This window comes from Nocardia sp. NPDC003963 (genome assembly GCF_053605105.1).
On sequence record NZ_JBSGIP010000001.1, the window covers coordinates 490,946 to 513,756 of the forward strand.

Here is a 22,811-nt window from a genome sequence, read left to right on the forward strand (position 1 = left end):
AGTCATGTATCTCGATATATCCTCGGACCGGGTCGATTTCACCTGGATGATCAAGAATGCCGTGGTGCCGCGCCCGATCGCCTGGGTCGGTACCGTTTCGTCCGCGGGCGTGGGAAATCTCGCACCGTACAGCTACTTCTCGTTGGTCACCATGGACCCGCCGATGCTGATGGTGTCGTTCACCGGCCGTAAGGACACGCTGGACAATATCCGGGAGACGGGCGAGTTCGTCGTCAATCTCGTCACCGAGGGGCTGGCCGGTGTCCAAACCGACTCCGCCGCGGTCGTCCCACCGGAGATCGACGAGGCCGAACTGCTCGGGTTGTCCACAGTGGCGGGAACAGCGGTCCGGGTGCCCCGCCTGGCGGGAGCCAGGGCGGCACTCGAGTGCCGGGCGGTCGAGGAGAAGGCCATGCCCGGCACCGTCTTGATATTCGCCGCGGTCGTCGCGATCCACGTGGACGACGCCGTGCTCGACGAGCGGGGTCGTATCGATATCGCCGCCTACCGGCCGGTGGGCCGGCTGGGTGGGGCTCTGTACACGACTGTCGCCGAGTCGTACCGCATTCCGGTCCCCGCCGCGGCCGATGTCCTGTCCGGGAAGCGGTCGGTCGAACTGGCCGGAAGCCGTGCCGATCGCGGCACCGGAGTACCGGTTTCCGACCTGCGCTGAACTCCGAATCGGAAACGTCGGCCGCGGCGTAGGCGAATACCGGCGGCCGGCACTGAAAAGGCCAGGTCAGAGCGGAAGAAACCGAATCGGTTTCGGCGAAATAGAAATATGACGGCTCGGACCAGATCGCGAAACAGCCGGCAGATGGAATCACTACGGGTCGTCTCACGACCCGGCACACCCGCCCATTGTTCGCGTGGGGTGCCGTATCACCCCGAGACATGTGAACAGGAGGGTCTCTGGTGCCCCGATATCTGGCTCGCCGGATCGTGCAGAGCCTCGTGACGATCTTCGGCGTCGTCACGGTCGCGTTCTTCTTGGTCAGGCTCTCCGGAAACCCCGCGGCGCTGCTGCTGGGGCCCGACGCCTCCGCCGACGACATCGACGAACTCTCGAAAACCTTGGGCTTCGACGATCCGCTGGTGGTGCAGTACGGCCGTTTCCTCGGCGACGCGCTCACCGGTGATCTGGGAATATCGCTGAAGCAGAACATTCCGAGTCTGGACCTCGTCGCGCAGCGGTTGCCGGCGACCCTGCAACTCGCGTCGACCGGTTTCGTCATCGGTATCGCGGCGGCGTTCGCGGTGGTGATGATCCTCCAGTACACCGACTCCGCGCGGTTGCGTTCGGCGGTGTTGTGGTTCGCCAGTGCGCGCCAGGCGATCCCGTCGTTCTGGCTCGGTGTCCTGCTGGTCATGGTGTTCGCGGTGACACTGCGGATGTTTCCGGCGCTGGGCAACAACAGCCCGCTGTCCATCGTGCTCCCGGCGATCACCATCGCCACCCTCGAATGCGCGCTCTACATCAGGCTGCTCGATACCGCGTTCATCGAACAGCAGAGCGCCGATTACGTGCGGACCGCGTACGCGAAAGGCCAACGGCGCGGCGTGGTTCTGCTGCGGCATATGCTCCCCAACGCGGTCCTGCCGGTCGTCACGGTGGCCGGTATCAACCTCGGCGTCCTGCTGGGTGGCTCCATCGTCGTGGAACTGGTGTTCAACTGGCCCGGTATCGGCCAGTTGCTGATCCAGTCCATCGCCGGGCGCGACTACACGGTGGTGCAGACCTCGATTCTGGTGATCGCACTCTTCTTCGTCGTGGTCAATCTGGCCGTCGATCTCCTGTACTCGGTCATCGACCCGCGAGTGAGGCTGAAATGACTTCTGTGGCACTCGGATCACCTCCCGCTACCCGGCGGCGCCGCCGGACCGATCCCAGCGTGGCGATCGCCGTCACCATGCTCGCGGTCGTCCTGCTCGTAGTCGTCGTCACCCCGTTGCTGCCCTCCTACGATCCGACCGGACAGGATCTGCAGAACCGGTTCCTGCCGATCGCGGCCGATCCGGCGCACCCACTCGGCACCGACGATCTCGGCCGTGACACGCTGTCGCGACTCGCGGTGGCGGGCCGGATGTGCCTGTTGGTCGCGGTACCCGCGGTACTCGTCAGCGTGGTGCTGGGTGTCTTCCTCGGGTTGTGCGCCGGTTACTTCGGCGGCCGGCTCGACAACATCATCTCGGCACTCTCCGATATCCAGCTGGCCATGCCGGTGATGCTGCTGCTGATCGCGATCGTCTCGGCGCTCGGTCCGTCGATCCCCGTGCTCGTCGTCGTGATCGGCCTCGCCAATTGGGTCGGCTACGCACGCGTCTCGCGGGCCACGGCGTGGTCGCTGCGCGAACGCGAGTTCATCTGGGCACCGAAAACCCACGGGGCCGGTACCGCCTGGATCCTGCGGCGGCACCTGCTACCCAATGCGCTGCCCACCGTTCTGATCATGATCCCGTTCGATATCGGCACCATCGTGCTCTACGAGGCGGCCATGTCGTATCTGGGGCTCGGGATCCAGGCCCCCACACCCAGCCTCGGCGGGATGATCCGGGACGGTCAGTCGTTCCTGCGCTCCGAGCCGATGCTCACCGTTGTTCCCGGCGTGATGCTGTTCATGCTCATCGCCGGCCTCCAATTCCTCAGCAAACGACTCACGAGCGCCGAGACGCCGGAAAAGAGCGACCGATGACCGCCCGACAACAAGTGATCAGTGTTCGTGATCTGGTGATCGAAGCCGGACCCGCCCATGCGCCGAACCGGTTGGTGGACGGTGTCTCGTTCGATATCCATCCCGGTGAAGCAGTCGCGCTCGTGGGCGAATCCGGATCCGGGAAGTCGATGACCGTACTGGCCGCCATGGGCCTGCTGCCCCGCGGAGTACGGGTCACCGGTGGCAGTGTGCGGCTCGGCGATCTGGACCTGCTGACCGCGGACGACAGAGCGCTACGGGCCGTGCGGGGCGCCGATCTGGCCATGGTCTTCCAGGATCCGATGATGTCGCTGAACCCGGTGATGCGTGTCCACACGCAGTTGGCCGAGATGATCGAACTGCATGCGGGGGGTCTCGGCAGAGCCGAGGTGCGGTCCCGGTGTATCGAATTGCTCGAATCGGTGCATATGCCCGATCCCGAACGTAAATTGCGCTCCTATCCGCACGAGCTCTCCGGCGGCCAGCGGCAGCGGGTGATGATCGCGATGGCGATGGCCCATGATCCGCGCATGCTCATCGCCGACGAACCGACCACCGCGCTCGATGTCACGGTGCAGGCGCAGGTGATGCGGGTTATGCAGGAGGTGCGTGAGCGGGTCGGTTCCTCGCTCGTCCTGGTCACCCACGACCTCGGCCTGGTGGCCGAGAACGCCGACCGGGTACTGGTCATGTACCGCGGCAAACTGGTGGAGCAGGGAAGTACGCTCGAGATCTTCCGGAATCCACGCGAGGAGTACACGCGCCGGCTCCTGTCCGCGGTGCTCTCGCTGGGTGACGGCCGCGTCGGTGGGCGCGCCGCCCCGGTATCCGAGGTGAAGAAGGGCCGGCCCGTCGTCGATATCGAAGACGTCCACGTGCACTATCCGATCCGCAATTCGTGGCGGTCGAAACCGGAACAGCTGCGGGCGGTGGACGGGGTGACCCTGCGGCTGGACAAAGGTGTCACCGTCGGCCTGGTGGGCGAATCCGGTTGTGGGAAGAGCACCTTGGTGAAGACGATCCTGGGTATCCAGAAGCCCACCTCGGGAGCGGTGTATGTGCACGGCCGCGATGTCACCCGGCTGTCCGATCGCGCTCGGCGACCGTTGCGGCGCGCGGTCCAGGCCGTGTTCCAGGACCCGTACTCCAGTCTCGACCCCCGGTTGACTGTGCACGAGATCGTCGCCGAACCGCTTCGGATCGGCAAATGCTATTCCCCGGCCCGCGTCGCGGAAGTTCTCGACCAGGTGGGTCTGACCACGACGATGGCGCGGCGGCGTCCCGCGGAGTTCTCGGGCGGCCAGCGGCAGCGGATCGGTATCGCCCGGGCCCTGGTGCTGCGCCCGGAGGCGCTCATCCTCGACGAGCCGACTTCGGCGCTCGACGTCTCCATCCAGGCCCAGGTTCTCGACCTCCTGCGCGATCTGCAACGCGAATTGGGGCTGGCGTACCTGTTCGTCTCCCATGATCTCGCCGTGGTGCGCAGTCTCGCCGACGAAGTGGCGGTGATGCGACAGGGCCGCTTCGTCGAATACGGGACCGCCGAACAGGTTTTCGGCGATCCGCAGCACGAGTACACGCGAATACTGTTGGATTCGGCGCCGGTACCCGATCCGTCTCGCCGGGCCGGTCGCCGCGACGACGAGGTGGCGGTGGCATGAACCGGTCTCCTGCGCCGCGCGCGGCCCACCGCCGCGCACCGGCCGTTCTCGCCGCGCTGCTGGCGGGCATCCTCGCCCTCGCCGGCTGCGCCACTCCCACCGGGGCGGAGACGGATTCGATTACCGTCGCCCAGCCGATGGATCTCAAATCACCCGATCCGGTGATCGACAACAGCCTGTACTCGACGAATATCTTCCGGTCGGTGTTCGATCAGCTGAACGAGGTCATGCCGGACGGGAGCCTGGCACCTCGTCTCGCCACCGGCTGGACGGCGTCCGCCGCCGGCGGGGTGTGGACCTTTTCGCTGCGCCGGGATGCCACGTTCCACGACGGCACACCCGTCACCGCCGCCGATGTCGTCTTCAGTTTCCGGGCCGTGATGGACAACCCGAAATCACTCAACCGGATCTACACGAACAACATCGCGAGTGTCGGGACCGGCCCGAACGGCGATGTGGTGTTCACCTTGAAGAAGGCGGATGCGGCGTTTCCGCGGATGGCCTACTACATCTCGGTCGTGCCGGAGCAGTACTACCGGCGGGTCGGATCGGCCGGATTCGCCGACCGGCCGATCGGTTCCGGGCCGTACCGGTTCGTGAGCTGGACACCCGGTGTATCGGTCGAGCTCACCTCCTACCCCGGGTACTGGGGCGGTGAACCGTCCATCGGCCGGGTCACCGTGCTGCCGGTGGCCGACCCGGAAGCACGTATCAACGGCCTGCTCGCCGGTGATATCGATCTGACCTCACTCGCACCCGCGCAGATCAGCGCGGTCCGGGGCGCGGCCGAACCGGTGCGGAAACAGGCGAACCAACTCGTGTACCTGTCGGGCAACGCGGCGGCCGGTGGGCCGCTGGCGGATCAGAAGCTGCGCAATGCGATCAGCATGGCGATCGACCGCCGGACGATCATCGATACCGTGCTCTACGGGTACGGTGCCGTGGCGAGTGGATCGGCCGTCGCGCCCGATGTCGAGGGCTACGACGGTTCGCTCGCGCCACTCGAGCACGATCTCGCGGCCGCCCGGCGGCTGGTGACCGAGAGCGGCTACCGCGGCACCGCGATACCGCTGGATTATCCGACCGCCGGCAATGTCCCGATGTCGAGTCAGCTGGCCCAGGCGGTGGCCGAGCAGCTCTCCCGGATCGGCATCGACGTCGAACTGCGCGGATCGGACGCGGCGAGTTTCGACCTGAAATGGACCACCCACCAGTTCCGCGGCCTGTATCTGTCGCAGTTCTCGCCGTCGATGATGGATGCCTCCACCACACTGAACTATCTGTTCGGCCCCACCGGGAACGCCCTGTTCTCCGACCCGGATATCGACGCGTTGATCGTACGGGCCGGGACCACGGTGGACCAGCGGCAGCGCCGGGCGGTGATATCGGAGATCTGGGCGCTGAACCAGCAGCGATCCTGGGTCATCAATCTCGACTACACCGTGTCGACCTACGGCAAGACCAGCGGGCTGCAGTGGCAGCCCCGCGCCGACGGTCATGTGGATTGGCGTACCGCGTCCTGGCAGTGACCGCACGTCTCGGTGCGACGGGTCCGTCACGGCGAATTGCCGTGACGGACCCGTCGTGTGAGCCGACCCGGGCGCCGCGGTCGGCGAATTGCGCTGTGGCATAACGATCGCCCCTGCTCACCGGCCTCTCCGTGAATACCTCGTACGCGAAAAGTAACCCTTACCGCTGCGGCCCTCGGCCGAAATCACCGCCACGTCGAATGGTGGAGCCGACCGACGTCCGGACGCCGTGCGCGATCCGGGTCAGTCCATCCACATCCGAAGGAGAATTCCGATGGCCGATCCGTTCCACCTCGCCTGGTTCACGCCCTTCAAGACTCCGGCGTGGAAGAGTCCCTGGGCCGCCGGCACCGCCACCGAATGGCTCAACGGCGACTACTACATCGATATGGCCCGTGCCCTGGAACGGGCCGGATTCGATTTCATGATGTTCGAGGACTCCACCCTCGTCTCCGATACCTACGGCGGCAGTCAGCGCAACGATCTCAAACACGGCCTGCATTCACCGAAGGGCGATCCGGTGCCGCTGCTGCCGATCCTGGCCCAGCATACGAAGCACATGGGTTTCATCGCGACCATGTCCACATCGTTCTATCCACCGTTCATCCTCGCGCGCACCATGGCGACCATGGACCATCTGACCCGCGGCCGCGTCGGCTGGAATGTCGTCACCTCCTCGGAGAACCTGGCGGCACAGAACTACGGGATCGAGAAGCTGCTCGAACACGACGAGCGCTATGTGATGGCCGAGGAGTTCATCACCGTCGTGAAGGGACTCTGGGATTCCTGGGAGCCGGGCGCCGTCATCGCCGACCGGGAGACCGGAGTTCTCGTCGATCACACCAAGGTCCACCCCATCCACCACAAGGGAAAGTACTTCGATGTGCGCGGGCCGCTGAACCTTCCGGCCGGACCACAGGGCCATCCGGTGATCTGTCAGGCGGGCGGATCACCGGCCGGGCGCGATTTCGCGTCGAAACACGCGAATGTGCTGTTGTGCCAGCCGTCGGGCCCGGCCGAGATGAAGGAGTACCGCGACGATATCCGGGCGCGTGCCGCCGCCCACGGGCGTGATCCCGACGAGATCAAGGTCATGTACATCATCCAGCCGGTCCTCGGCGAGACAGCGCAGGAAGCGAAGGAGCTCGCGGCCCGCCGCGACGAACTGACCCAGGACCAGATCGAAACCCAGCTGGGCATCATGTCGATCACCACCGAGGTCGACTTCGCGCAATTCGACCTGGATTCCCCACTGCCCGAGGATATCCACACCAACGGTCACGCGTCGAGCCTGAAATCACTCGTCAAAGCCGCCGCCGGCAGAACGCTGCGCGAAGCGCTGCTCGGGCGCACCAATCCGGCCGTACCGCTCGTCGGTACGCCCGATTCGGTCGCCGAGCAGCTGGAAGAGGTCGCCGACGCCGTCGGCGGTGACGGATTCCTGGTGCGCGGCGAACCCGTCCGCACCCATTCGCGGCGCTACGTCGACGAGATCGCCTCGGGTCTGGCGCCCGCGCTGCGCCGCCGCGGCCTGATCCGCAGCGCCTACGACAAGCAGACCTTCAAGGCGAACCTCTCGGCCTTCTGACCACCCCGTCTCGGACCGATCCGGTGGGGCCGGTCCAGCAAGGAGTTCTCCCCATGACCACACCGTTCCATCTCGGCTGGTTCCTCAACGGCACCAGTGTGCCGGCCTGGAACAGGCCGTTCAGCGGTTCGATCGGCACCCGGTGGCAGCAGGCCGAGATCTTCGTCGACCTGGCGCGGGCGATGGAGCGGGCCTGCTTCGACTATGTCCTGATCGAGGACAACACCTTCGTCGGCGATACCTACGGGGATTCGATGGAGGTCTACCTGAAGCACGCTTTCCAGGCTCCCCGGCAGGACCCGATGATCGTGGCGACGCTGCTGGCGCAGGCCACCGAGCGTCTCGGGATCATCGCCACCGCAGGTACTTTCGCCTACCACCCGTACATGCTGGCACGTCTCGGGGCCACGCTGGACCAGGTGTCGCGGGGCCGGATGGGCATCAACTTCGTCACCGGGACATCCGACCGCGCCCTGCAGAACTACGGGTACCCCGGTATGGACGAGCACGACCGGCGCTACGACATGGCCGAGGATTTCGTGACCGCGGCCGAGGTGCTGTGGGACACCTGGGACGGTGACGCGGTGGTCGCCGATCACCGGAGCGGGTACTGGGCCGACCATACGAAGGTTCGTCGTGCCGACCACTCCGGACCGTATTTCTCGACCCGTGGACCGCTCAACACCGGCCCGATTCCGCAGGGCCGGCCGGTGATCGCCCAGGCGGGCGGTTCCCCGCGGGGAATCGCCTTCGCCGCGAAGCACGCCGATACGATCGTCGCCATCGCGCCGACCGCGGCCAAGATGCGCGACTATCGCGACAGTGTCCAGGGCGCGGCGATCGACGTGGGACGTAAACCGGACGAGATCAAGGTGCTGTTCGGAATCGGCCCGATCGTGGCCGCCACCGAGCGTGAAGCGCGGGAGCGGATCGAGCAGCGCCGAGCGGAGATGGCCTCGAATATCGAGGTGGAGCTGGCCAAGATGTCGAAATCCACCGATATCGACTTCGCCGAGATTCCACTCGACGAGCCACTCGGGGAGCTGGCGTTGAAAACCAACGGCACTCAGCAGTTCGCCGAGTTCGCTCGCCGTAACGCGGACCGGACGCTGCGCGAAGCGGTGCTCGGTCGCGGTATCGGCAACGGGGCCATGGTGGCCGGTACTCCGGAATCGGTCGCCGACCAGCTGGCGGAAATCATGGATATTGTCGGTGGCGACGGTTTTCTGATCTGCTCCGACGGTATCACCCGTCGTTTCGTCGCCGAGATCTGCGACGGTCTGGTACCGGAGTTGCAGCGGCGAGGGCTCACTCGCGATCGCTACTCGTTCGCGCAACTACGTGACAATCTGCTGGAGTTCTGATGCGCGGATACGTCGATACCGCATGGGGTCAGCTGCACTACCGCAAGGCCGGGCCGGATAGCGGGGCGGCCCGCGCCGTGGTCGTTCTGCTGCACGAATCACCCAGATCGTCGGCAGTGTACGAACCGGTCCTGGCCGGGCTGGGGGCGCAGGTCGCGGTATACGCCTTCGACACACCGGGATTCGGTGCCAGTGACAGCGCACCCGAGGGCGCGGTGCTGGCCGACTACGCGCGGATCCTCGTCCAGGCCCTCGACGCGCTGGGGGTGGGAACGTTCGTGCCGGTGGGTATGAAGACCGGCAGTTCGCTGGCCACGGCGATCGCTACCGGTCTGCGTGGCACCGGCCGGGTCGATCGGATGGTCCTGTACGGGTTGTCGGATCCGGCGACGAGGAACAGCGAGTACTGGGCCCGGAATTGGGCTCCCGTGCTCGAGGTGACCGCGGACGGGGCGATCTTCGACGAGCTCTGGCGCAAGAACACCGGTATCTACGGCACCGGATGCCCCGCCCAGCTCGCCGGGTGTGTGGCCGATACCGTGCTCAATCCGGAGCGGTACAACTCGATATATCCGGCTGTCTTCCGGGGTCATCAGCAGACCTGGGACGATAATCTGACCCTGATCGCCGACGGCGTCGCGGTCACGGTACTGGAACCGACCGAAGCGCGGATGACTCCGGATACGCCGATCGAATTCGTCCACGTTCCCGGCACCCGGGTCGTGCGGATGCCGGTGAACGGGCAGTTCGCGATACGGGCTCCGCAGGCCTTCACCGAGGTGGTACTCGAGGCCGCACTCGCCGTGCGGACATGACCCGGGCTATACCCCCGGCAACCACCGGACTACCCGTGACGAGTTCACTGCGACCGGTGCCGACGCCGCTCTCCGGGCTCAGGTCGGCACAGTTCGCGTCCGGTCTGTCGGCGACCGTGGTCGCCACCTCGGTGCCCACCGTCGTCACCGACCTGCCCTCCGAGCCGGCGGCGCGTCGAATCGCGCGGCGTACGCCCACGGACTTCCGGTCGTCTTCCCGCCGGCCGCGGCGGTGGTGGCGATCGGGCTCCTCGTCGTGACGCGATTGCCTCACGTCGCCGTCGACGCGGCACCCGCCGAGCCGGGCGAATCGCTCGCAGCCGGACCGGAGCACCCGAGAACTGATCGAAAGGACCGATGAGATGCGCGGATATATCGATACCGACTGGGGTCAGGTGCACTATCGCCGGTCCGGCCCACCGCCCGCGGTGGCGAAGGCGGCGGTGCTGCTACACGAATCGCCACGGTCGTCGCTGGTGTACGAACCGATCATGGACGCGCTCGGTGCGCGGATACCGGTCTTCGCCTTGGATACTCCGGGATTCGGGCTCAGCGATTCCGCACCGGCGGATGCCACGATCGCCGACTACGGCCGGATCCTGGTCCAGGCGGTGGACGCACTGGGGATCGATGGTTTCGTGCCGGTCGGTATGAAGACGGGTGGTTTTCTCGCCACCGAAATCGCGCGTCGCCTCCAGGGCACCGGCCGGGTGCGGAGCGCGGTCCTCTACGCGCTCGAGCGGCCCGATGCCGAGACGTGTGAGTACTGGGCGGCGAACTGGGCGCCGGATCTGGAAGTAACCCCGGACGGTGCGATCTTCCGGCAGCTGTGGCAGAAGAACGTGGGTATCTACGGAACCGGCTCACCGCGGGAGTTGTCGCTGTGCGTGGCCGAGGCGGTGGCGAACATCGGCCGCTACAACTCGATCTATCCGGCCGTGTTCCGGCATATGCCGCAATCGTGGCTGGATACCCACGCGCTGGTGGACGCGGGCGTCGAGATCACTTTCCTCGAACCGCCGAGCGGCCGGATGACCCCCGATATCCCGGTGGTCTTCACTCGGATTCCCGGTACCCGGGTGATCGAGATGCCGGTCAGCGGGCAGTTTCCCGCTCGTGCGCCGCGACAGTTCGTCGACGCGGTATCCAGCGCAGTGCTGTCGAACGATCACGATGTCCGAACAGCCCGAGGCTGAACTCGGCGATCGGCCTTCCCCCGCCTCGGGTGTCGTCGTCCGGGAGATACGCCGGTGCTCGTCGGGGACGGGGTGCGGACAGGCGGAGGGGCCGGGAATACCCTTCCCGGCCCCTCCTGGTCAACGAGTGGGATTCGAACCCACTACCGTCGGATTAGGAGTCCGATGCTCTACCAGATGAGCTACCGTTTGCCCCACCTGTGATCGCCGATCCGCGAATACGAGTCATCATGAGTAACCCCGCGCGTTGCCTTTACGCTACAGCGGCACGGAGAGCCGCCACCGGGAATCGAACCCGGATCTCGGGGGTGCGTAGCAGCGTATCCGCACGTCGAGTGATCGATGGAGTTGTAGAGCTTGGAGCAAGAAGCTGAATCTATCGGCAGGTCCTGGCAGCACCTGCGCGGGTGAGTCTCAATGTCAGTTTCAGATTGCGCTCCATCCCCCCGCAGGGGGAGTTCGTGTCCCGGCTAACCGAACAGGTAGCCGAGAATGGCGTGACCGGGCTCGATATCGGTCACCGGGGTGGCATTCGCCGTCTCCCGGGCGATCCGGACCGCGTCGAGCAGTTTGCCGAGCCGGTCCGCGAGATCGCCGACTTCCTTCGCGGGCAGCGCGCCGGAGAACTTGGTGGTGGTCCAGCGGCCCACCACCACATCCTCGTGGTACACCTCCACCTGCGCCGGGTGCTTATCGGTGGCCGCGGCCAGTACGTGGTTGCGCGGTACCTTCTTGGTCCGCACGGTCTGCGACGGCTGGGTGGCATAGCAGTCGGTGACCTCGTCGAACGCCCACGATTCGGCCGGATCCAGGGTCGGGAGCTTGGCGACGAATTTCTTCAGCTCGCTCAGCTGCTTCTCCAGGAACAGCAAATAGGTGACCGGCAGATCGCGGGCGATGGTGACGCCGTCCACCGTGATATCGGCCTTCGCCGAGCAGTTCGCGGTGTCCTTGGTGGCGGTCACGTCGAAGAGCCGGGTCAGGGTGCGCTTCATATCGGCGATCACCTCGCCGGCCCGCACCTGGACCCGCTTGGACTCCGCCGGCAATTCCTCGCCCATATCGTCCAGCGGCCGGTAGGTGCGCGAAATTCCCGCCAGCAGATCGACCTTGCCCACGCGCTGGTACGCGGCGGTCACATCGGCGGTCGCCTGTGCTTTGGCGCCCTTCTCGATGGCGATGAGCTGATTCAGCTTGGTGGACACGGGTTTTCCCTCCTTCGGCCACCTCGTCGCGACCGGAGTCACCGTAACCGTACGGGCCCGGAGCGCGCCACCGAAATACCGGCGCCGCCGTCCGGGCCGGCTCCGGCCGCACAGGACACCCGCGGGTGCCGGTCATGTTCGTGGAAGATGGTCGCGGCGGTCGTAGTACAGGAGGCGATAGCCGTCCTCGTGCTGTGCCCACGCGGTGACCGAGGCGTTCCCGGCCAGGCCGGCCGCGGCGACGGCGAGTGTGCCGGCGTCGTCGAGATGTTCGAGCAGCCGGCGTAACAGCAGGATGACCGCGTCGTGGGCGACGACGAGGGTTCGCCGGTGCCGGGTATCGGCGGCGATCCGCTCGACCACTCCGGTCAGCCGGGCGGCGACATCGTGAAAGGATTCGCCGTCCGGTGGCCGGTAGCCGAGCGGATCGGCTCGTTCGGCCGCGTACTGCTCGGGATAACGCTGCTGTACCTCGTCGGCGGGGATATGCGACAGGGTGCCACGGAACCGGTCGTGCAGGGCCGGCACGGTCACCCGGCAGGGCGCCGGGACACCCGCGTCCCGTAGTTCCGCTTCCGCGAGCTGCCAGGTGGTGACAGCTCGCCGATACGGCGAGCACAGCACGATTTCGGGGCGGTGCTCGGGTGGCAGCGCGGCCAGCCATCGGCCGAGGGCGACCGCCTGCCGCGCGCCGAGCTCGGTGAGTTCGATGGCCATATCGTCGGCTTCGGCGGGGGTCGCGGGACGGATACCGGCATTGACGGTGCTCTGGCCGTGCCGGACGGCATAGAGCAGACGCGGGCCCGGGTCCTCGCGATGCGCGCAGGGATTCACCCGCTCGTCCATGGGCTCGGGGGCGCCGGGTGGGTGGGTACTCATATCCACAGGACGTATCGGGACTCGTCCGGGTTCCCGTACGGCGAAATCGATGCGGTGGCGGGGAGCAGGCACCCGGCCGTTCGCGGAATCGCGCGTGACCGGTGGAACAAACGGACACTGTTGCGTGTTGTCCCGAGTGACGCTACCGTAGGTGCCGTCTTCACCTTGTGGATGTAGGTGTCAGCTCCCTCCCACAAGAATCATCGTTCACCACGGCGGTTCCGGCCGCCCTGGATTCGTATCGTGCTCGTCCCGGATCGTTCCGGCCACTCGGCGCCCGTGGCGAGCGTCCGTAACCGTCGGCGGCCCCTCCCGGCCTGCCGGATCCGATTTCCTCCGAGGAGGACCCATGCAGAACAACACTGTCCACATCCAGGACACCGCAACCACGATCGACCCGGCGCCGCCGGTCGCCGGAATTCTCGATATCGAAGGTAATCGTGCCGCGTTACGCGTCGACGGTTATCTGCCCGGGCCACGCGATGCCCGCGTACCGGCCCGGCTGGTGCGCCGGTACGGGTTGCGCCGGGGCGATATCCTCACCGGCACAGTAGAACCCGGCCGTGACGGTGGTGCACTCGGCACACTGACCGGCGTCGGCACCGTGAACGGTGTGCCCGCCGATACTTTCGGTCCGCGACCACATTTCGCCGATCTGGTCCCGCTCTATCCGCAGGACCGCTTGGTCCTGGAGACCGAACCGCACGAGCTGACCACCCGGGTCACCGATCTGGTGATGCCGATCGGCAAAGGCCAGCGTGCGCTGGTGGTCGCGCCGCCCAAAGCGGGCAAGACCTCGGTGCTGGGATCCATCGCCCACGGAATCGCCAAGAATCATCCCGAATGCGAGTTGATACTCGTCCTGGTCGGCGAACGCCCGGAAGAGGTCACCGATCTGTCCCGGGCGGTGCCCGCCGAGATCGCCGCGGCGACCTTCGACCAACCTGCACGCGAACATATCGCGCTCGCCGAACTGGCCATCGAACGTGCCAAACGGCTCGTCGAATCGGGACGCGACGTGGTCGTGCTCCTGGATTCGCTGACCCGGCTGGCCCGCGCCTACAATCTGGCCGCGGCCGGTTCCGGCCGCATCCTCTCCGGCGGCGTCGACGCCGCGGCACTCGCACCGCCGAAGAGATTCCTCGGCGCCGCCCGCAATATCGAGAACGGCGGCTCGCTCACCATCATCGCCACGGCACTGGTGGAAACCGGCTCGCTGGCCGACACCGTCATCTTCGAGGAGTACAAGGGCACCGGAAACGCCGAATTGAAACTCGACCGCCATCTCGCCGACCGCCGCCTGTTCCCGGCGATCGATATCGATCGGTCGAGCACCCGCAAAGAGGAGCTGCTGCTGTCCCCGGACGAACGCGCGGCCACCGGATCCCTGCGAAGTACTCTCGCGGGCCGCGATCCGCAGCAGGCGCTCGAACTGCTCTTGACCGGGCTCCGCCAGACGCGTACGAATACCGAATTCCTGACCCAGATCCGCACCGCGGGTCAGTAACAGGATATGGAGCGAGAAGCCGGTGCCCGCTCGGCAGCGCGCTCCGGAGGCCATCACCGGCGTGCCCGAGGCTGCGCCGGCGAACACACTGGGTATTCGTCGTGTCATGTTCGCCGTCGACGATATCGACGACGTCATCGTGCGACTGCGCGCGCTCGGTGGCGAACTCGTCGGCGAGCTGGTGCAGTACGAGGAGATCTATCGGCTCTGTTACGTCCGCGGCCCCGAGGGCATCATCGTCGGACTGGCCGAACAGCTCGGCTGAAGTAGGCGCATGGGGGCAACTCGATGGATCCGAGCCACGAGATATGTTCGCGACGAGCCGGTTTCAGGTCCGGTCGGCGACCGTGTAGAGCTGATAGCTACCGCTGAAGCCCTTCAGTTCGGCTTCGCGGGTGGCGGTGACGGAGATATCGGGCCGGCCGGCCACGGCGTCACGCACCTCCTCGCTGACCAGGATCTCCCCACCGTGTGCCTGGCCGGCCACCCGCGCGGCCATGGCGACATTGCGTCCGAACAGGTCGTCACCGCGGCGGACCGAGCTGCCCATATGGATGCCGATACGGACGCGGACCCGGGCGACCGGCGCCGCGACGGTGCCGATGGCGCCCTGCACCCGCAGACCGCAGCGGACCGCCTCTTCGGCGTCCCCGAACGCGATCATGAAACCGTCACCCTGGCTCTTGACGATATGCCCACCGTGCCCGGCGACGAGTTTGCGGATCAGCCGGTCGTGGCGGCCGAGCAGCGCGACCCAGGCGCGATCGCCCAGGCGTTCGTTGAGCGCGGTGGACCCCTCGATATCGGAGAAGGCGATCACCACATCGCCTCCGGCGGTGAGTCTCGCCAGATCGGGTCTTTCGACCTGGGCCCATCCGGCCAGATCCTCGATGGAGCTGAGTACCGCCGCGCGCAACCCTTTCCGGCGCACGAGGCTCGCGGTCTGCCAGACGGTTTTCACGGCCTCGCGGCCGCTGTTCATCAACAACTGCCGGGTATCCGGCCGGCGTTGCAGTTCGACGAGTTCGCGACGGCTGCGCACCAGCAACCGCCACAGCACGAGCAGGCCGACGGCCTCGAGCGCGGCGATCGCCGCGAGTACATAGGCGATCATCACCGGTCCTGTCCGGCCGGGGTGCTGTCGTCGCCGGGGGCCGGGTCCGTGCCGGCGGCCCGGCTCAGCTGCTGGGAGACTTCGGGCAGGTCGGCGTGGATGCGGCGGTCCATGGCCCGGGCGAGGAGTTCGTCGGCGACCAGGCGCACCGCCGGGCGCAGCTCGGCGAGCGTACCGGCGAGGTCGTGCAATCGCTCGGGAGAGGGGTTCTCCAGGACCTGGTTGACCAGGTTGACCCGGAATTCCCGGACGAACGCGAAGGCCATCCGGTCGAAGGCCGCCTCCAGCTCCCAGCTCAGCGCCAGTATCGAACGCAGCGGGATACCTACGTCGACGAACGCGGTGGCAGCCTCGAGCAACCGGCCGCTGGAGTAGACGAAGCGGTCGTCCTCGAGGCGCAGATAGCCCAGTGCGATCGCCTCCGAAATGGCTTCCGGGCTCGCCTGTTCGCCGAAGCGGGTCAGCATCTCCTCGATATCGATGGTGACTTCTCCGTCGCCCCACGCCACCGAGGCCGCGGTTTCGAATCCCAGTAGTTCCGAGACCCCGCCGCCGTGTTCGGCGCTGGTGAGCAGGTCGGCGATACCTTCGAGGCTGTGGCCGCGGGCGAGCAGGTCGGCGATGAGTTTCAGTCGTTCCAGATGGGCGCGGTTGTAGATGGCGTGGCGGCCCTGCCGCCGCGGGGCCTCGAGTAGGCCGCGCTCCTGGTAGTAGCGCACTGTGCGCACCGCGACGCCGGCGGCCTCGGCCAGCTCGGCGACCCGGTACTCCTGCGTTCGTCGGGTCATCGTCGTCCTCCGCTCACCGCCGGTCCGCGAGCCGGATCTCGGCAAACTTAACCACACTGTCTCAGTAGATGCTGATTCGAACACGGATCCAGAGCGAATCCTCGGCGGCGGATGCGAGGTCGAGGCCGCTGCGTTGTGGTGCAACTCACCATCGGTTACAGTTTTTACTGATATGGACGGTACGTCCAGCCGGATGTGGTGGGACCCGTGCATATGGCAGCAAGGAGGTCGAGGTCAGTGCTGACGAGCAGCTCTCATGCCATTCCGGAACTGGAGATCGCCGGGATGCCCGCGGTATCGCATCTACACCGCACACACCGACTGTCCCAGCAGTTACTGGACCATCTGGCCGGTGCCGAGGGTGTCGAACCCGGGTCGGCGATGCCGTGTGGTGTGCTGCGCCGGGAAGCGGCCGAAGTGGTGGCCGGATGCCTGGAGTTGGTGGCCGCGGCGTTGCAGGGTCGTGCGCTGGACGAGGTGCCGGAGCCGCTGTACCGCCGGATCGAGGACTGGGCCGCGGAGGGCGTGGCACTGGAGGCCGTCCAGCACGCCACCCATCTCGGGTTCCGGTTCGTACTGGATCTGCTGGCCGGGCGTGCCCGTGGTGCCGACGGTCCGATGATGGTGGTCGCGGGTCAGCGCCTGGCCGAGGTCCTCGATCACGTCATCACCGGCTTCACCCGCGCCTATCTGCGCGAGTTCCGCGCCCACACCGCGGCGCGCCACGCCGGTGCCGAAGCGCTGGCCGCCGCGCTCATCTCGGGGACCGGAACCGCGGAGACTGTGCGCGAGAACGGTTTCCGCAACGTGGACTCCTATTCGGTGCTGGCCTTGGCGCTTTCCGGGCCGGTGCACGCGGGCGCGGATACCGGGGGCGACGGCTCGGACGCCCGGCGCCGGTTGCGCCGGTTGCGTGCCGAACTCGGTCTCGGCGCCGATATGCCTCCGGCTCGGCTGAGTGAAGCCGGAGGTACCGTTCTCGTTCCCCGCCACCGGGACGACGAGTCCACGGTCGTCCGGTTGTTCGAGCGGCTGCGGGTCGCGGCCGCCGGCCCGCTACTGGCCACCGTCGTGCATGCTCACCGCGACGAGGTCCCCGACGCGAGCCGGCGCGCGCACGAATTGCTCGACCTCGCCCAGCGTCTGCACCGGCCCCCTCGCCTGTACCGGTTGGCCGACCTTGCAGTGGAGTACCAGATAACGCGGCCCGGTCCGGCCCGGCAGCGGCTGGCGACAGCGCTGGATCCACTGCTGTCCCAACCCGAACTGCTGCATACGCTCGCCACGCATCTGGCCAACGATCGCAACCGTCAGCTGACCGCCCGCGTGTTGTACATCCATGCCAACACCCTCGACTACCGGTTGCGCCGCATCGCCCAGCACACCGGCCTCGATCCCGCGCATGCCGATGATCTGTGGCATCTGCAAGCAGCCCTCGTCGCCAACGCCTACGAGACCGGTCCGGTCGACGGTGCGACTCCCGTTCCGGCGGACCGGGAAAGCGCGCCGCACTCCGGCCCGGCCGGTATCGTCCGGCGCGCACCCGGGTTGTTCGCCGAGACCGCCGGGGCGGTGGCCGGATAGCCCGGGCCACCTGCTGTGCCGTGGTCGCGGTAGCGGGCACGGCTGCCCGCCGCACGCCTCAACCGGTTCCGGCGATGCGCCCGAGGACGATCGCGGCCAGTTCGGCCGGGCGCCGGGGGAGTACCCGCGCTGCACGGGAGCGAGGGGGCGGTAACCGGATTCGTGCAGGAACGGCGTGAGGCGCGACCACTGCGCGGCCGTCTGGGGAAACCCGTGCAGCAAGACAATCGGTATGCCGTCGATCGGGCCCTCGTCGATCACCTCGAAGGTGAGGCCGTCGTTGACGAACGAAGTCAGCCGTTGTTCCGGGGCCGCCCGGGCGGGGTGTCGGCCTGCATGGTGAAACGCTACGGCAGATACCCCGGACCGCCCTCTGGCGGCCGCACCTCTGTTGCCCGGTGTTCCGGCCGGTAGCGGTTCGCGCTGCCGGGACGCGGAGCAAGAGCCGAGGAAGAAGGGCGGTTCGATCACCCGCCGCCGCAGTCGCAACCGGTACGGCCCAGGTCGGCGCCGGTGGTCGCCGGAGCGGGGACGCCTGCGTGTCACGTCGGAGGCCGTGCGATGATGCCAACGGGATGGAGGAACGGGAGGGGCCGTAGATGGTCGTGCCGGGAGCGTTCGCGCGTGCTGGTATCCGCTTGTCCGCTATCGCGGAAACCATCGCGAAAGGCTGGAGCCGGCATTCGCCGAACCACGAGGGCAAGCTCACGATGGCGGCCGGGCAATTCGGCAGTGCCGAAGCCCTCGGGACAGCTGCCCTGCGGGACAGGACACCGAGCGTGCCGATGGAGGGGGCTCGGTCGGCGCATTCCGTAGGCAGCGGTCGGCGGTCGGCGGACGACCGTGTTTCCGCCGACCGCGGTCTCGCGCACGCGGCGTCGACCGGCCGTTCCGAAACGAACCGCACTGCTGAGCAGGTCACCGCCTGTAATGATCCGGTCGATGTCGCTACCGGTGAATTCATCCTCCCGGAGACCGATGTACAGCTGCCCGGGGTGCTTCCGCTGATACTGCGGCGGCGGCATCGATCGGGATACCGGTTCGGTCGATGGTTCGGACCTTCCTGGTCCGCGACACTCGATATGCGTGTTGTCGTCGAAACCGCGAACGTGACGTTCGTCGGTGACGACGGCTTGTTGCTGGTGTATCCCCATCCGGAGCCGGGCGGGCGTGCGTTCTCGCTCAACGGAGGCCCGGCCTGGCCGTTGGCGCCGGTCGCCTCCGGTGGCTATCGCGTGACCGATCCCGACCGGGAGATGTCCTGGGATTTCACCACCCCGGAACCGGGCACGGTGGACCGCCTACGGGGTGGGTACTTGCTGTCCCGGATCACCGACCGTCACGAGAACACGATCGATTTCCGCTACGACGAGGACGGCGTCCCGGTTGCCGTCGAGCACTGCGGTGGCTACCGGGTCCGAATCGACTGCGCATCCGGTCGTGTGGCGGCGATGCACCTCCTGTCGGCGGACGATGCGGGTGAAACCGTCCACACGGTGCGCGAATTCGGCTATCGAGAGGGTGACCTGAGGTCGGTGCGCACCGGGGTCGGCGCGGTGACGCGGTACACCTACGACACAGAGCACCGGATGGAGTCGTGGACCGATTCCAACGACAACCGGATGCGCAACAGCTATGACGACCGCGGCCGCGTGGTGGCTCAGCACGGCAGTGCGGGTGTACTCGATGCCCGCTTCGAGTACACCGTGGATCCGGTGAGCGGCAGCCGTCGTACTCGTCATTTCGATTCGACGGGCGCTGCGACGGAATACGCGCTCGATCGCGAGTTCCGGTTGTGCGAGCTCATCGATCCGCTCGGCGCCCGAACCCGCACCGAGTACGCGGAAGACCGGCGCCCGGTGCGAGTGATCGCCGCGGACGGAACAGCCACGGAGTATCGGTACAGCACCGAGGGAGATCCGGTCGAAGTGATCCGGCCCGACGGCCTGTCCGTCCGGATCGCCTACGACACACGCCGGCGACCGGTCACACTGGCCGATGCGGACGGTGGGTGCCACACCCGGGAGTGGGACAGCAGTGGAGTTCTCGTAGCTGTGGTCGCGCCGGGGGGAGTGCGGACCGGGTACACCCATCACGAGTCCGGTGCGGTCGCCACCATTACCGAGTCCACCGGTGCCGTCACAGGTTTCGAGGTCGATCCGGCGGGGCTTCCGGTCCGCATCACCGATGCCCACGGCGCGGTAACGACGATCGTCCGCGACTACTGTGGTCGTCCGGTGACCGTGACCGATGCCGTCGGAGGCACGACCTCCTACGTCTGGTCCGCGGACGACCGGCTGATCGAGCGCACCGACGCCGACGGACACCGCGAGACCTGGACCTACGACGGTGAGGGCAATCTCGTCGCGCACACCGATCGCAGGGGCGGTCGGACCCGGTACAGCTATGGTGCGTTCGACCTGTTGAAGGTGCGTATCGATCCCGACGGGGCCACGACCCGTTACCTCTGGGATACGCAGTGCCGACTCGTCGGCGTCACGAATCCGTCAGGCGATACCTGGCGCTACGAATACGACGCGGCGGGCAGGCGTACCACCGAAACCGATTACGCGGGTGCACCCGTCCGCTACACATACGATTCGCGCGGCCGGGTCGCCACGGTGACACCGGCCACCGGTATCGCCCGCATCCATTCCTACGACGTTCTCGGGCGTCTGACTTCGGTGATGGCCGAAAGCGGTGACTGGCTGCGCTATACCTACGATGTATCGGGCCGACTGGCGACGGCGATCTCCGGTGCCGGCGAAACAGTCACTCATACCGTCCGGTACACCCGGTCGGCGACCGGGCAGACGGCAACCGAGCAGGTCGACGACCGGTTGCCGAGCGTATCCGGATACGACCGGCACGGCCATCGGACCTCGTACACCACGCCGAGTCGGACCGTCACCAGCTGGCGGCACGATCCGGCCGGTCGTGTCACCGGGATGCGAGTCGGCGGTCGTCGTTTCGACTTCACTTATGACCGGCTCGGCCGGACCACCGGCTGGGGGACGGGCGATCTCACGATCGGCCTCGTCTACTCCGGCGTCGGCTACACACTCCGGCAGACCGTTGCCGGGGCCGACCCGGATGTGCCGATGCGCCGGGACGATTACCACTGGCGCCCCGACGGGTACCCCACCACGCAGACGACCGTCGACGGCGCCGCGGCGGTCCGTCGCGATTACGCCCTCGACGAGATCGGGCGGATCACCGGAATCGTCAGCGGTGGCCGAACTGTCGAGCAGTACAGCTACGACCGTCTCGGCAATATCCTCACTGCCGGACCCGGTGCGGGTGAGTTCCACTCGCCGCCGGGCGGAGCCGCCGGGCCGGGTACGCGTGTGGCGGACCGATCCGATGACGATTCCCACCGGGAGTACCGGCGCAACGTACTCGTACGCCGCGGTCGCACCCGGTTCCACTACGACGCGAGCGGCCGGCTCATCCGCAGTACCACCCGCGGCCGCTCGCGCCCGCCGCGGACGCGGCATTATCGGTACAACGCCTTCGACCAGCTCACCGAACTGCGTACCGCTACGGGAGAACGCTGGCGATATACCTACGACGCGCTCGGCCGCCGTACCGCCAAACAGCGTCTGGCCCGCGACGGGGCTGCGCTCGAACAGACGGACTACACCTGGGACGGTAACCGTCTGGTGGAACAGACCACTCGGCAGGCCACCACGCACTGGACCTACCGGCCCGGTACCCATATACCGCTCACCCAGAGCATCGACCGGGACGGCGTGGATCCGGAATTCGTCGCCATTGTGACCGATCTCGTCGGTGCGCCGGTCCAACTGCGCACCGAGACCGGTCACGTCGCCGCCACGGCCACAACCACATTGTGGGGGGAGACAACCTGGTCAGGGCGTGCGGATACGGTGTTGCGGTATCCCGGACAGCAGTACGACGCGGAGAGCGGTCTGCACTACAACCTGCACCGAACCTACGACCCCGCCGACGGGCGGTATCTCACCCAGGATCCGCTGGGGTTGGGGCCCGCCCCGAACCCCCGGGCGTATCCGCACAATCCCACGACGTGGTGCGATCCGCTGGGGCTTGTACCGTACGAATGCGAATCGGGCCGGACGCATCGAGATTTCGCCCACGGCACGTCGGCTGATCACGCCGAATACATCAGGCTGTACGGGCTCAATCAGCAGGTGGCTCGCACGGCTACCCGCGGTGGTCTGAGGAGCAGGCGAGGATCGTTTTTCACCCACGAAGTGGAGGGCAGCGGGTCACCCGGATTCCAGGCTGCCTACGAGTGGGGATTGCGGCATGCCCAGGATTCACCGTCCACGGTCCTGGTCGGAAGGTTGCCGGAGGCCACGTATCAGGACCTCGTCCGCCGGGATCTGGTCACAGTGCGTCCGGTGGGCAACGGTGTGCCGGACGAAACTATCTTCGCGCCCGGTGCGTTCGTCGATTTGAACAACCATATGGAATGGATTGCGAAAGTGACTCCTGGCCATGACACATGAATCGCCGGAATATTCCGGTGCGAACCTCCGGCCGACGGTGTGGGGGGAGGTCACCGAATCGACGGACGGGTACTGGGAAACCGTATGGCGTCTCGGTTTCACCGGACCGCAACCGCGCCGGTCGCTGCTGGTACAGGCGAACGACGAGTCCGGATTCCGGGCGACGCTCGAGACGGACGGCAGCGCCGACGGCGTATTGCGGGTGCGCACCCGTGCGGATGCCATGTCGGCGGTCTACTATCCACTGACCTTCACGAGTTTCGCAGTCGTCAACGATACGGTCGGAGAAATCCGGGAGATCCAGGGATTGCCCCGGGACTGGTACGCACCCTTCCGCGATCGGGGTCGCGAGTAGATCGACGCAACTGCACCGGGGCTCACCTTCCGTAGTTCTT

General features: G+C 66.8%; 18 protein-coding genes, 1 tRNA gene and 1 pseudogene. 14 read left to right on the forward strand and 6 right to left on the reverse strand.

Annotated features, from left to right (window positions below; genetic code table 11):
• The first annotated feature begins 4 nt into the window (after nucleotides 1–4).
• From ACWEWT_RS02335 to ACWEWT_RS02375, 9 genes are all read left to right on the forward strand, one after another.
• The gene (locus ACWEWT_RS02335) at nucleotides 5–673 is read left to right on the forward strand and encodes a flavin reductase family protein (RefSeq protein WP_452555337.1); all 669 of its coding nucleotides are present in this window, start codon (nucleotides 5–7) and stop codon (nucleotides 671–673) included.
• 242 nt (nucleotides 674–915) lie between these two features.
• On the forward strand, nucleotides 916–1,833 hold the full coding sequence (locus ACWEWT_RS02340; protein ID WP_452555339.1) for an ABC transporter permease: 918 nt from the start codon (nucleotides 916–918) through the stop codon (nucleotides 1,831–1,833).
• Nucleotides 1,830–2,693 (forward strand): ABC transporter permease, encoded by an 864-nt coding sequence (locus ACWEWT_RS02345; RefSeq protein WP_452555340.1) that lies wholly within the window; start codon nucleotides 1,830–1,832, stop codon nucleotides 2,691–2,693. Before ACWEWT_RS02340 ends, ACWEWT_RS02345 begins: the two co-directional genes overlap by 4 nt.
• Nucleotides 2,690–4,354, forward strand: a complete 1,665-nt coding sequence (locus ACWEWT_RS02350) for an ABC transporter ATP-binding protein (protein ID WP_452555342.1) — start codon at nucleotides 2,690–2,692, stop codon at nucleotides 4,352–4,354. Before ACWEWT_RS02345 ends, ACWEWT_RS02350 begins: the two co-directional genes overlap by 4 nt.
• Complete coding sequence (locus tag ACWEWT_RS02355) at nucleotides 4,351–5,883, forward strand: ABC transporter substrate-binding protein (RefSeq protein ID WP_452555344.1); 1,533 nt, start codon at nucleotides 4,351–4,353, stop codon at nucleotides 5,881–5,883. The genes ACWEWT_RS02350 and ACWEWT_RS02355 overlap by 4 nt, the downstream gene beginning before the upstream one ends.
• Before the next feature lie 274 nt (nucleotides 5,884–6,157).
• Nucleotides 6,158–7,471 carry an NtaA/DmoA family FMN-dependent monooxygenase gene (locus ACWEWT_RS02360; RefSeq protein ID WP_452555346.1) on the forward strand — a complete coding sequence of 438 codons (1,314 nt, stop codon included), beginning with the start codon at nucleotides 6,158–6,160 and terminating at the stop codon, nucleotides 7,469–7,471.
• 53 nt (nucleotides 7,472–7,524) lie between these two features.
• Entirely contained in the window at nucleotides 7,525–8,835 is a 1,311-nt protein-coding gene (locus ACWEWT_RS02365; RefSeq protein WP_452555348.1) for an NtaA/DmoA family FMN-dependent monooxygenase, read from the forward strand.
• Entirely contained in the window at nucleotides 8,835–9,650 is an 816-nt protein-coding gene (locus ACWEWT_RS02370) for an alpha/beta fold hydrolase (RefSeq protein WP_452555349.1), read from the forward strand. Before ACWEWT_RS02365 ends, ACWEWT_RS02370 begins: the two co-directional genes overlap by 1 nt.
• Nucleotides 9,651–10,012: 362 nt before the next feature.
• On the forward strand, nucleotides 10,013–10,846 hold the full coding sequence (locus ACWEWT_RS02375) for an alpha/beta fold hydrolase (RefSeq protein ID WP_452555351.1): 834 nt from the start codon (nucleotides 10,013–10,015) through the stop codon (nucleotides 10,844–10,846).
• A gap of 117 nt (nucleotides 10,847–10,963) precedes the next feature.
• Here the strand turns inward: ACWEWT_RS02375 and ACWEWT_RS02380 are convergent.
• From ACWEWT_RS02380 to ACWEWT_RS02390, 3 genes are all read right to left on the reverse strand, one after another.
• Nucleotides 10,964–11,038, reverse strand: a tRNA-Arg gene (locus tag ACWEWT_RS02380).
• Nucleotides 11,039–11,316: 278 nt separating this feature from the next.
• A complete protein-coding gene (locus tag ACWEWT_RS02385) occupies nucleotides 11,317–12,051 on the reverse strand; it encodes a DUF7873 family protein (RefSeq protein WP_452555353.1) in 735 nt (244 codons plus the stop codon).
• A gap of 132 nt (nucleotides 12,052–12,183) precedes the next feature.
• Entirely contained in the window at nucleotides 12,184–12,930 is a 747-nt protein-coding gene (locus ACWEWT_RS02390; protein WP_452555355.1) for a histidine phosphatase family protein, read from the reverse strand.
• Between the two features lie 349 nt (nucleotides 12,931–13,279).
• On the opposite strand from ACWEWT_RS02390, the gene ACWEWT_RS02395 reads away from it, so the two are divergent.
• Together ACWEWT_RS02395 and ACWEWT_RS02400 are read left to right on the forward strand one after the other, a co-directional pair.
• Nucleotides 13,280–14,437 carry a transcription termination factor Rho, short form gene (locus tag ACWEWT_RS02395; RefSeq protein WP_452555357.1) on the forward strand — a complete coding sequence of 386 codons (1,158 nt, stop codon included), beginning with the start codon at nucleotides 13,280–13,282 and terminating at the stop codon, nucleotides 14,435–14,437.
• 22 nt (nucleotides 14,438–14,459) lie between these two features.
• On the forward strand, nucleotides 14,460–14,702 hold the full coding sequence (locus ACWEWT_RS02400) for a hypothetical protein (RefSeq protein ID WP_452555359.1): 243 nt from the start codon (nucleotides 14,460–14,462) through the stop codon (nucleotides 14,700–14,702).
• 63 nt (nucleotides 14,703–14,765) lie between these two features.
• Here the strand turns inward: ACWEWT_RS02400 and ACWEWT_RS02405 are convergent, their stop codons facing one another.
• Both ACWEWT_RS02405 and ACWEWT_RS02410 read right to left on the reverse strand, forming a co-directional pair.
• Nucleotides 14,766–15,551, reverse strand: a complete 786-nt coding sequence (locus ACWEWT_RS02405) for an adenylate/guanylate cyclase domain-containing protein (RefSeq protein ID WP_452555361.1) — start codon at nucleotides 15,549–15,551, stop codon at nucleotides 14,766–14,768.
• Nucleotides 15,551–16,339, reverse strand: a complete 789-nt coding sequence (locus ACWEWT_RS02410; protein WP_452555363.1) for a MerR family transcriptional regulator — start codon at nucleotides 16,337–16,339, stop codon at nucleotides 15,551–15,553. The genes ACWEWT_RS02405 and ACWEWT_RS02410 overlap by 1 nt, the downstream gene beginning before the upstream one ends.
• Before the next feature lie 237 nt (nucleotides 16,340–16,576).
• On the opposite strand from ACWEWT_RS02410, the gene ACWEWT_RS02415 reads away from it, so the two are divergent.
• Nucleotides 16,577–17,923 (forward strand): PucR family transcriptional regulator, encoded by a 1,347-nt coding sequence (locus tag ACWEWT_RS02415; RefSeq protein ID WP_452555365.1) that lies wholly within the window; start codon nucleotides 16,577–16,579, stop codon nucleotides 17,921–17,923.
• Nucleotides 17,924–18,025: 102 nt separating this feature from the next.
• Here ACWEWT_RS02415 and ACWEWT_RS02420 read toward each other — a convergent pair.
• A pseudogene (locus ACWEWT_RS02420) lies at nucleotides 18,026–18,220 on the reverse strand (alpha/beta fold hydrolase); the annotation flags it as partial.
• Between the two features lie 302 nt (nucleotides 18,221–18,522).
• On the opposite strand from ACWEWT_RS02420, the gene ACWEWT_RS02425 reads away from it, so the two are divergent.
• A complete protein-coding gene (locus tag ACWEWT_RS02425; RefSeq protein WP_452555367.1) occupies nucleotides 18,523–22,416 on the forward strand; it encodes a DUF6531 domain-containing protein in 3,894 nt (1,297 codons plus the stop codon).
• Nucleotides 22,406–22,771: a hypothetical protein gene (locus ACWEWT_RS02430; protein WP_452555369.1), complete on the forward strand. Its 366-nt coding sequence runs from the start codon at nucleotides 22,406–22,408 to the stop codon at nucleotides 22,769–22,771. The genes ACWEWT_RS02425 and ACWEWT_RS02430 overlap by 11 nt, the downstream gene beginning before the upstream one ends.
• Nucleotides 22,772–22,811 lie beyond the last annotated feature (40 nt).

Coding starts and splice junctions, on each gene's coding strand:
- ACWEWT_RS02335 (WP_452555337.1), top strand. CDS start 5: ATGTATCTCGATATATCCTCGGACCGGGTCGATTTCACCTGGATGATC.
- ACWEWT_RS02345 (WP_452555340.1), top strand. CDS start 1,830: ATGACTTCTGTGGCACTCGGATCACCTCCCGCTACCCGGCGGCGCCGC.
- ACWEWT_RS02350 (WP_452555342.1), top strand. CDS start 2,690: ATGACCGCCCGACAACAAGTGATCAGTGTTCGTGATCTGGTGATCGAA.
- ACWEWT_RS02355 (WP_452555344.1), top strand. CDS start 4,351: ATGAACCGGTCTCCTGCGCCGCGCGCGGCCCACCGCCGCGCACCGGCC.
- ACWEWT_RS02360 (WP_452555346.1), top strand. CDS start 6,158: ATGGCCGATCCGTTCCACCTCGCCTGGTTCACGCCCTTCAAGACTCCG.
- ACWEWT_RS02365 (WP_452555348.1), top strand. CDS start 7,525: ATGACCACACCGTTCCATCTCGGCTGGTTCCTCAACGGCACCAGTGTG.
- ACWEWT_RS02370 (WP_452555349.1), top strand. CDS start 8,835: ATGCGCGGATACGTCGATACCGCATGGGGTCAGCTGCACTACCGCAAG.
- ACWEWT_RS02375 (WP_452555351.1), top strand. CDS start 10,013: ATGCGCGGATATATCGATACCGACTGGGGTCAGGTGCACTATCGCCGG.
- ACWEWT_RS02390 (WP_452555355.1), bottom strand. CDS start 12,930: ATGAGTACCCACCCACCCGGCGCCCCCGAGCCCATGGACGAGCGGGTG.
- ACWEWT_RS02395 (WP_452555357.1), top strand. CDS start 13,280: ATGCAGAACAACACTGTCCACATCCAGGACACCGCAACCACGATCGAC.
- ACWEWT_RS02405 (WP_452555361.1), bottom strand. CDS start 15,551: ATGATCGCCTATGTACTCGCGGCGATCGCCGCGCTCGAGGCCGTCGGC.
- ACWEWT_RS02410 (WP_452555363.1), bottom strand. CDS start 16,339: ATGACCCGACGAACGCAGGAGTACCGGGTCGCCGAGCTGGCCGAGGCC.
- ACWEWT_RS02425 (WP_452555367.1), top strand. CDS start 18,523: ATGGTCGTGCCGGGAGCGTTCGCGCGTGCTGGTATCCGCTTGTCCGCT.
- ACWEWT_RS02430 (WP_452555369.1), top strand. CDS start 22,406: ATGACACATGAATCGCCGGAATATTCCGGTGCGAACCTCCGGCCGACG.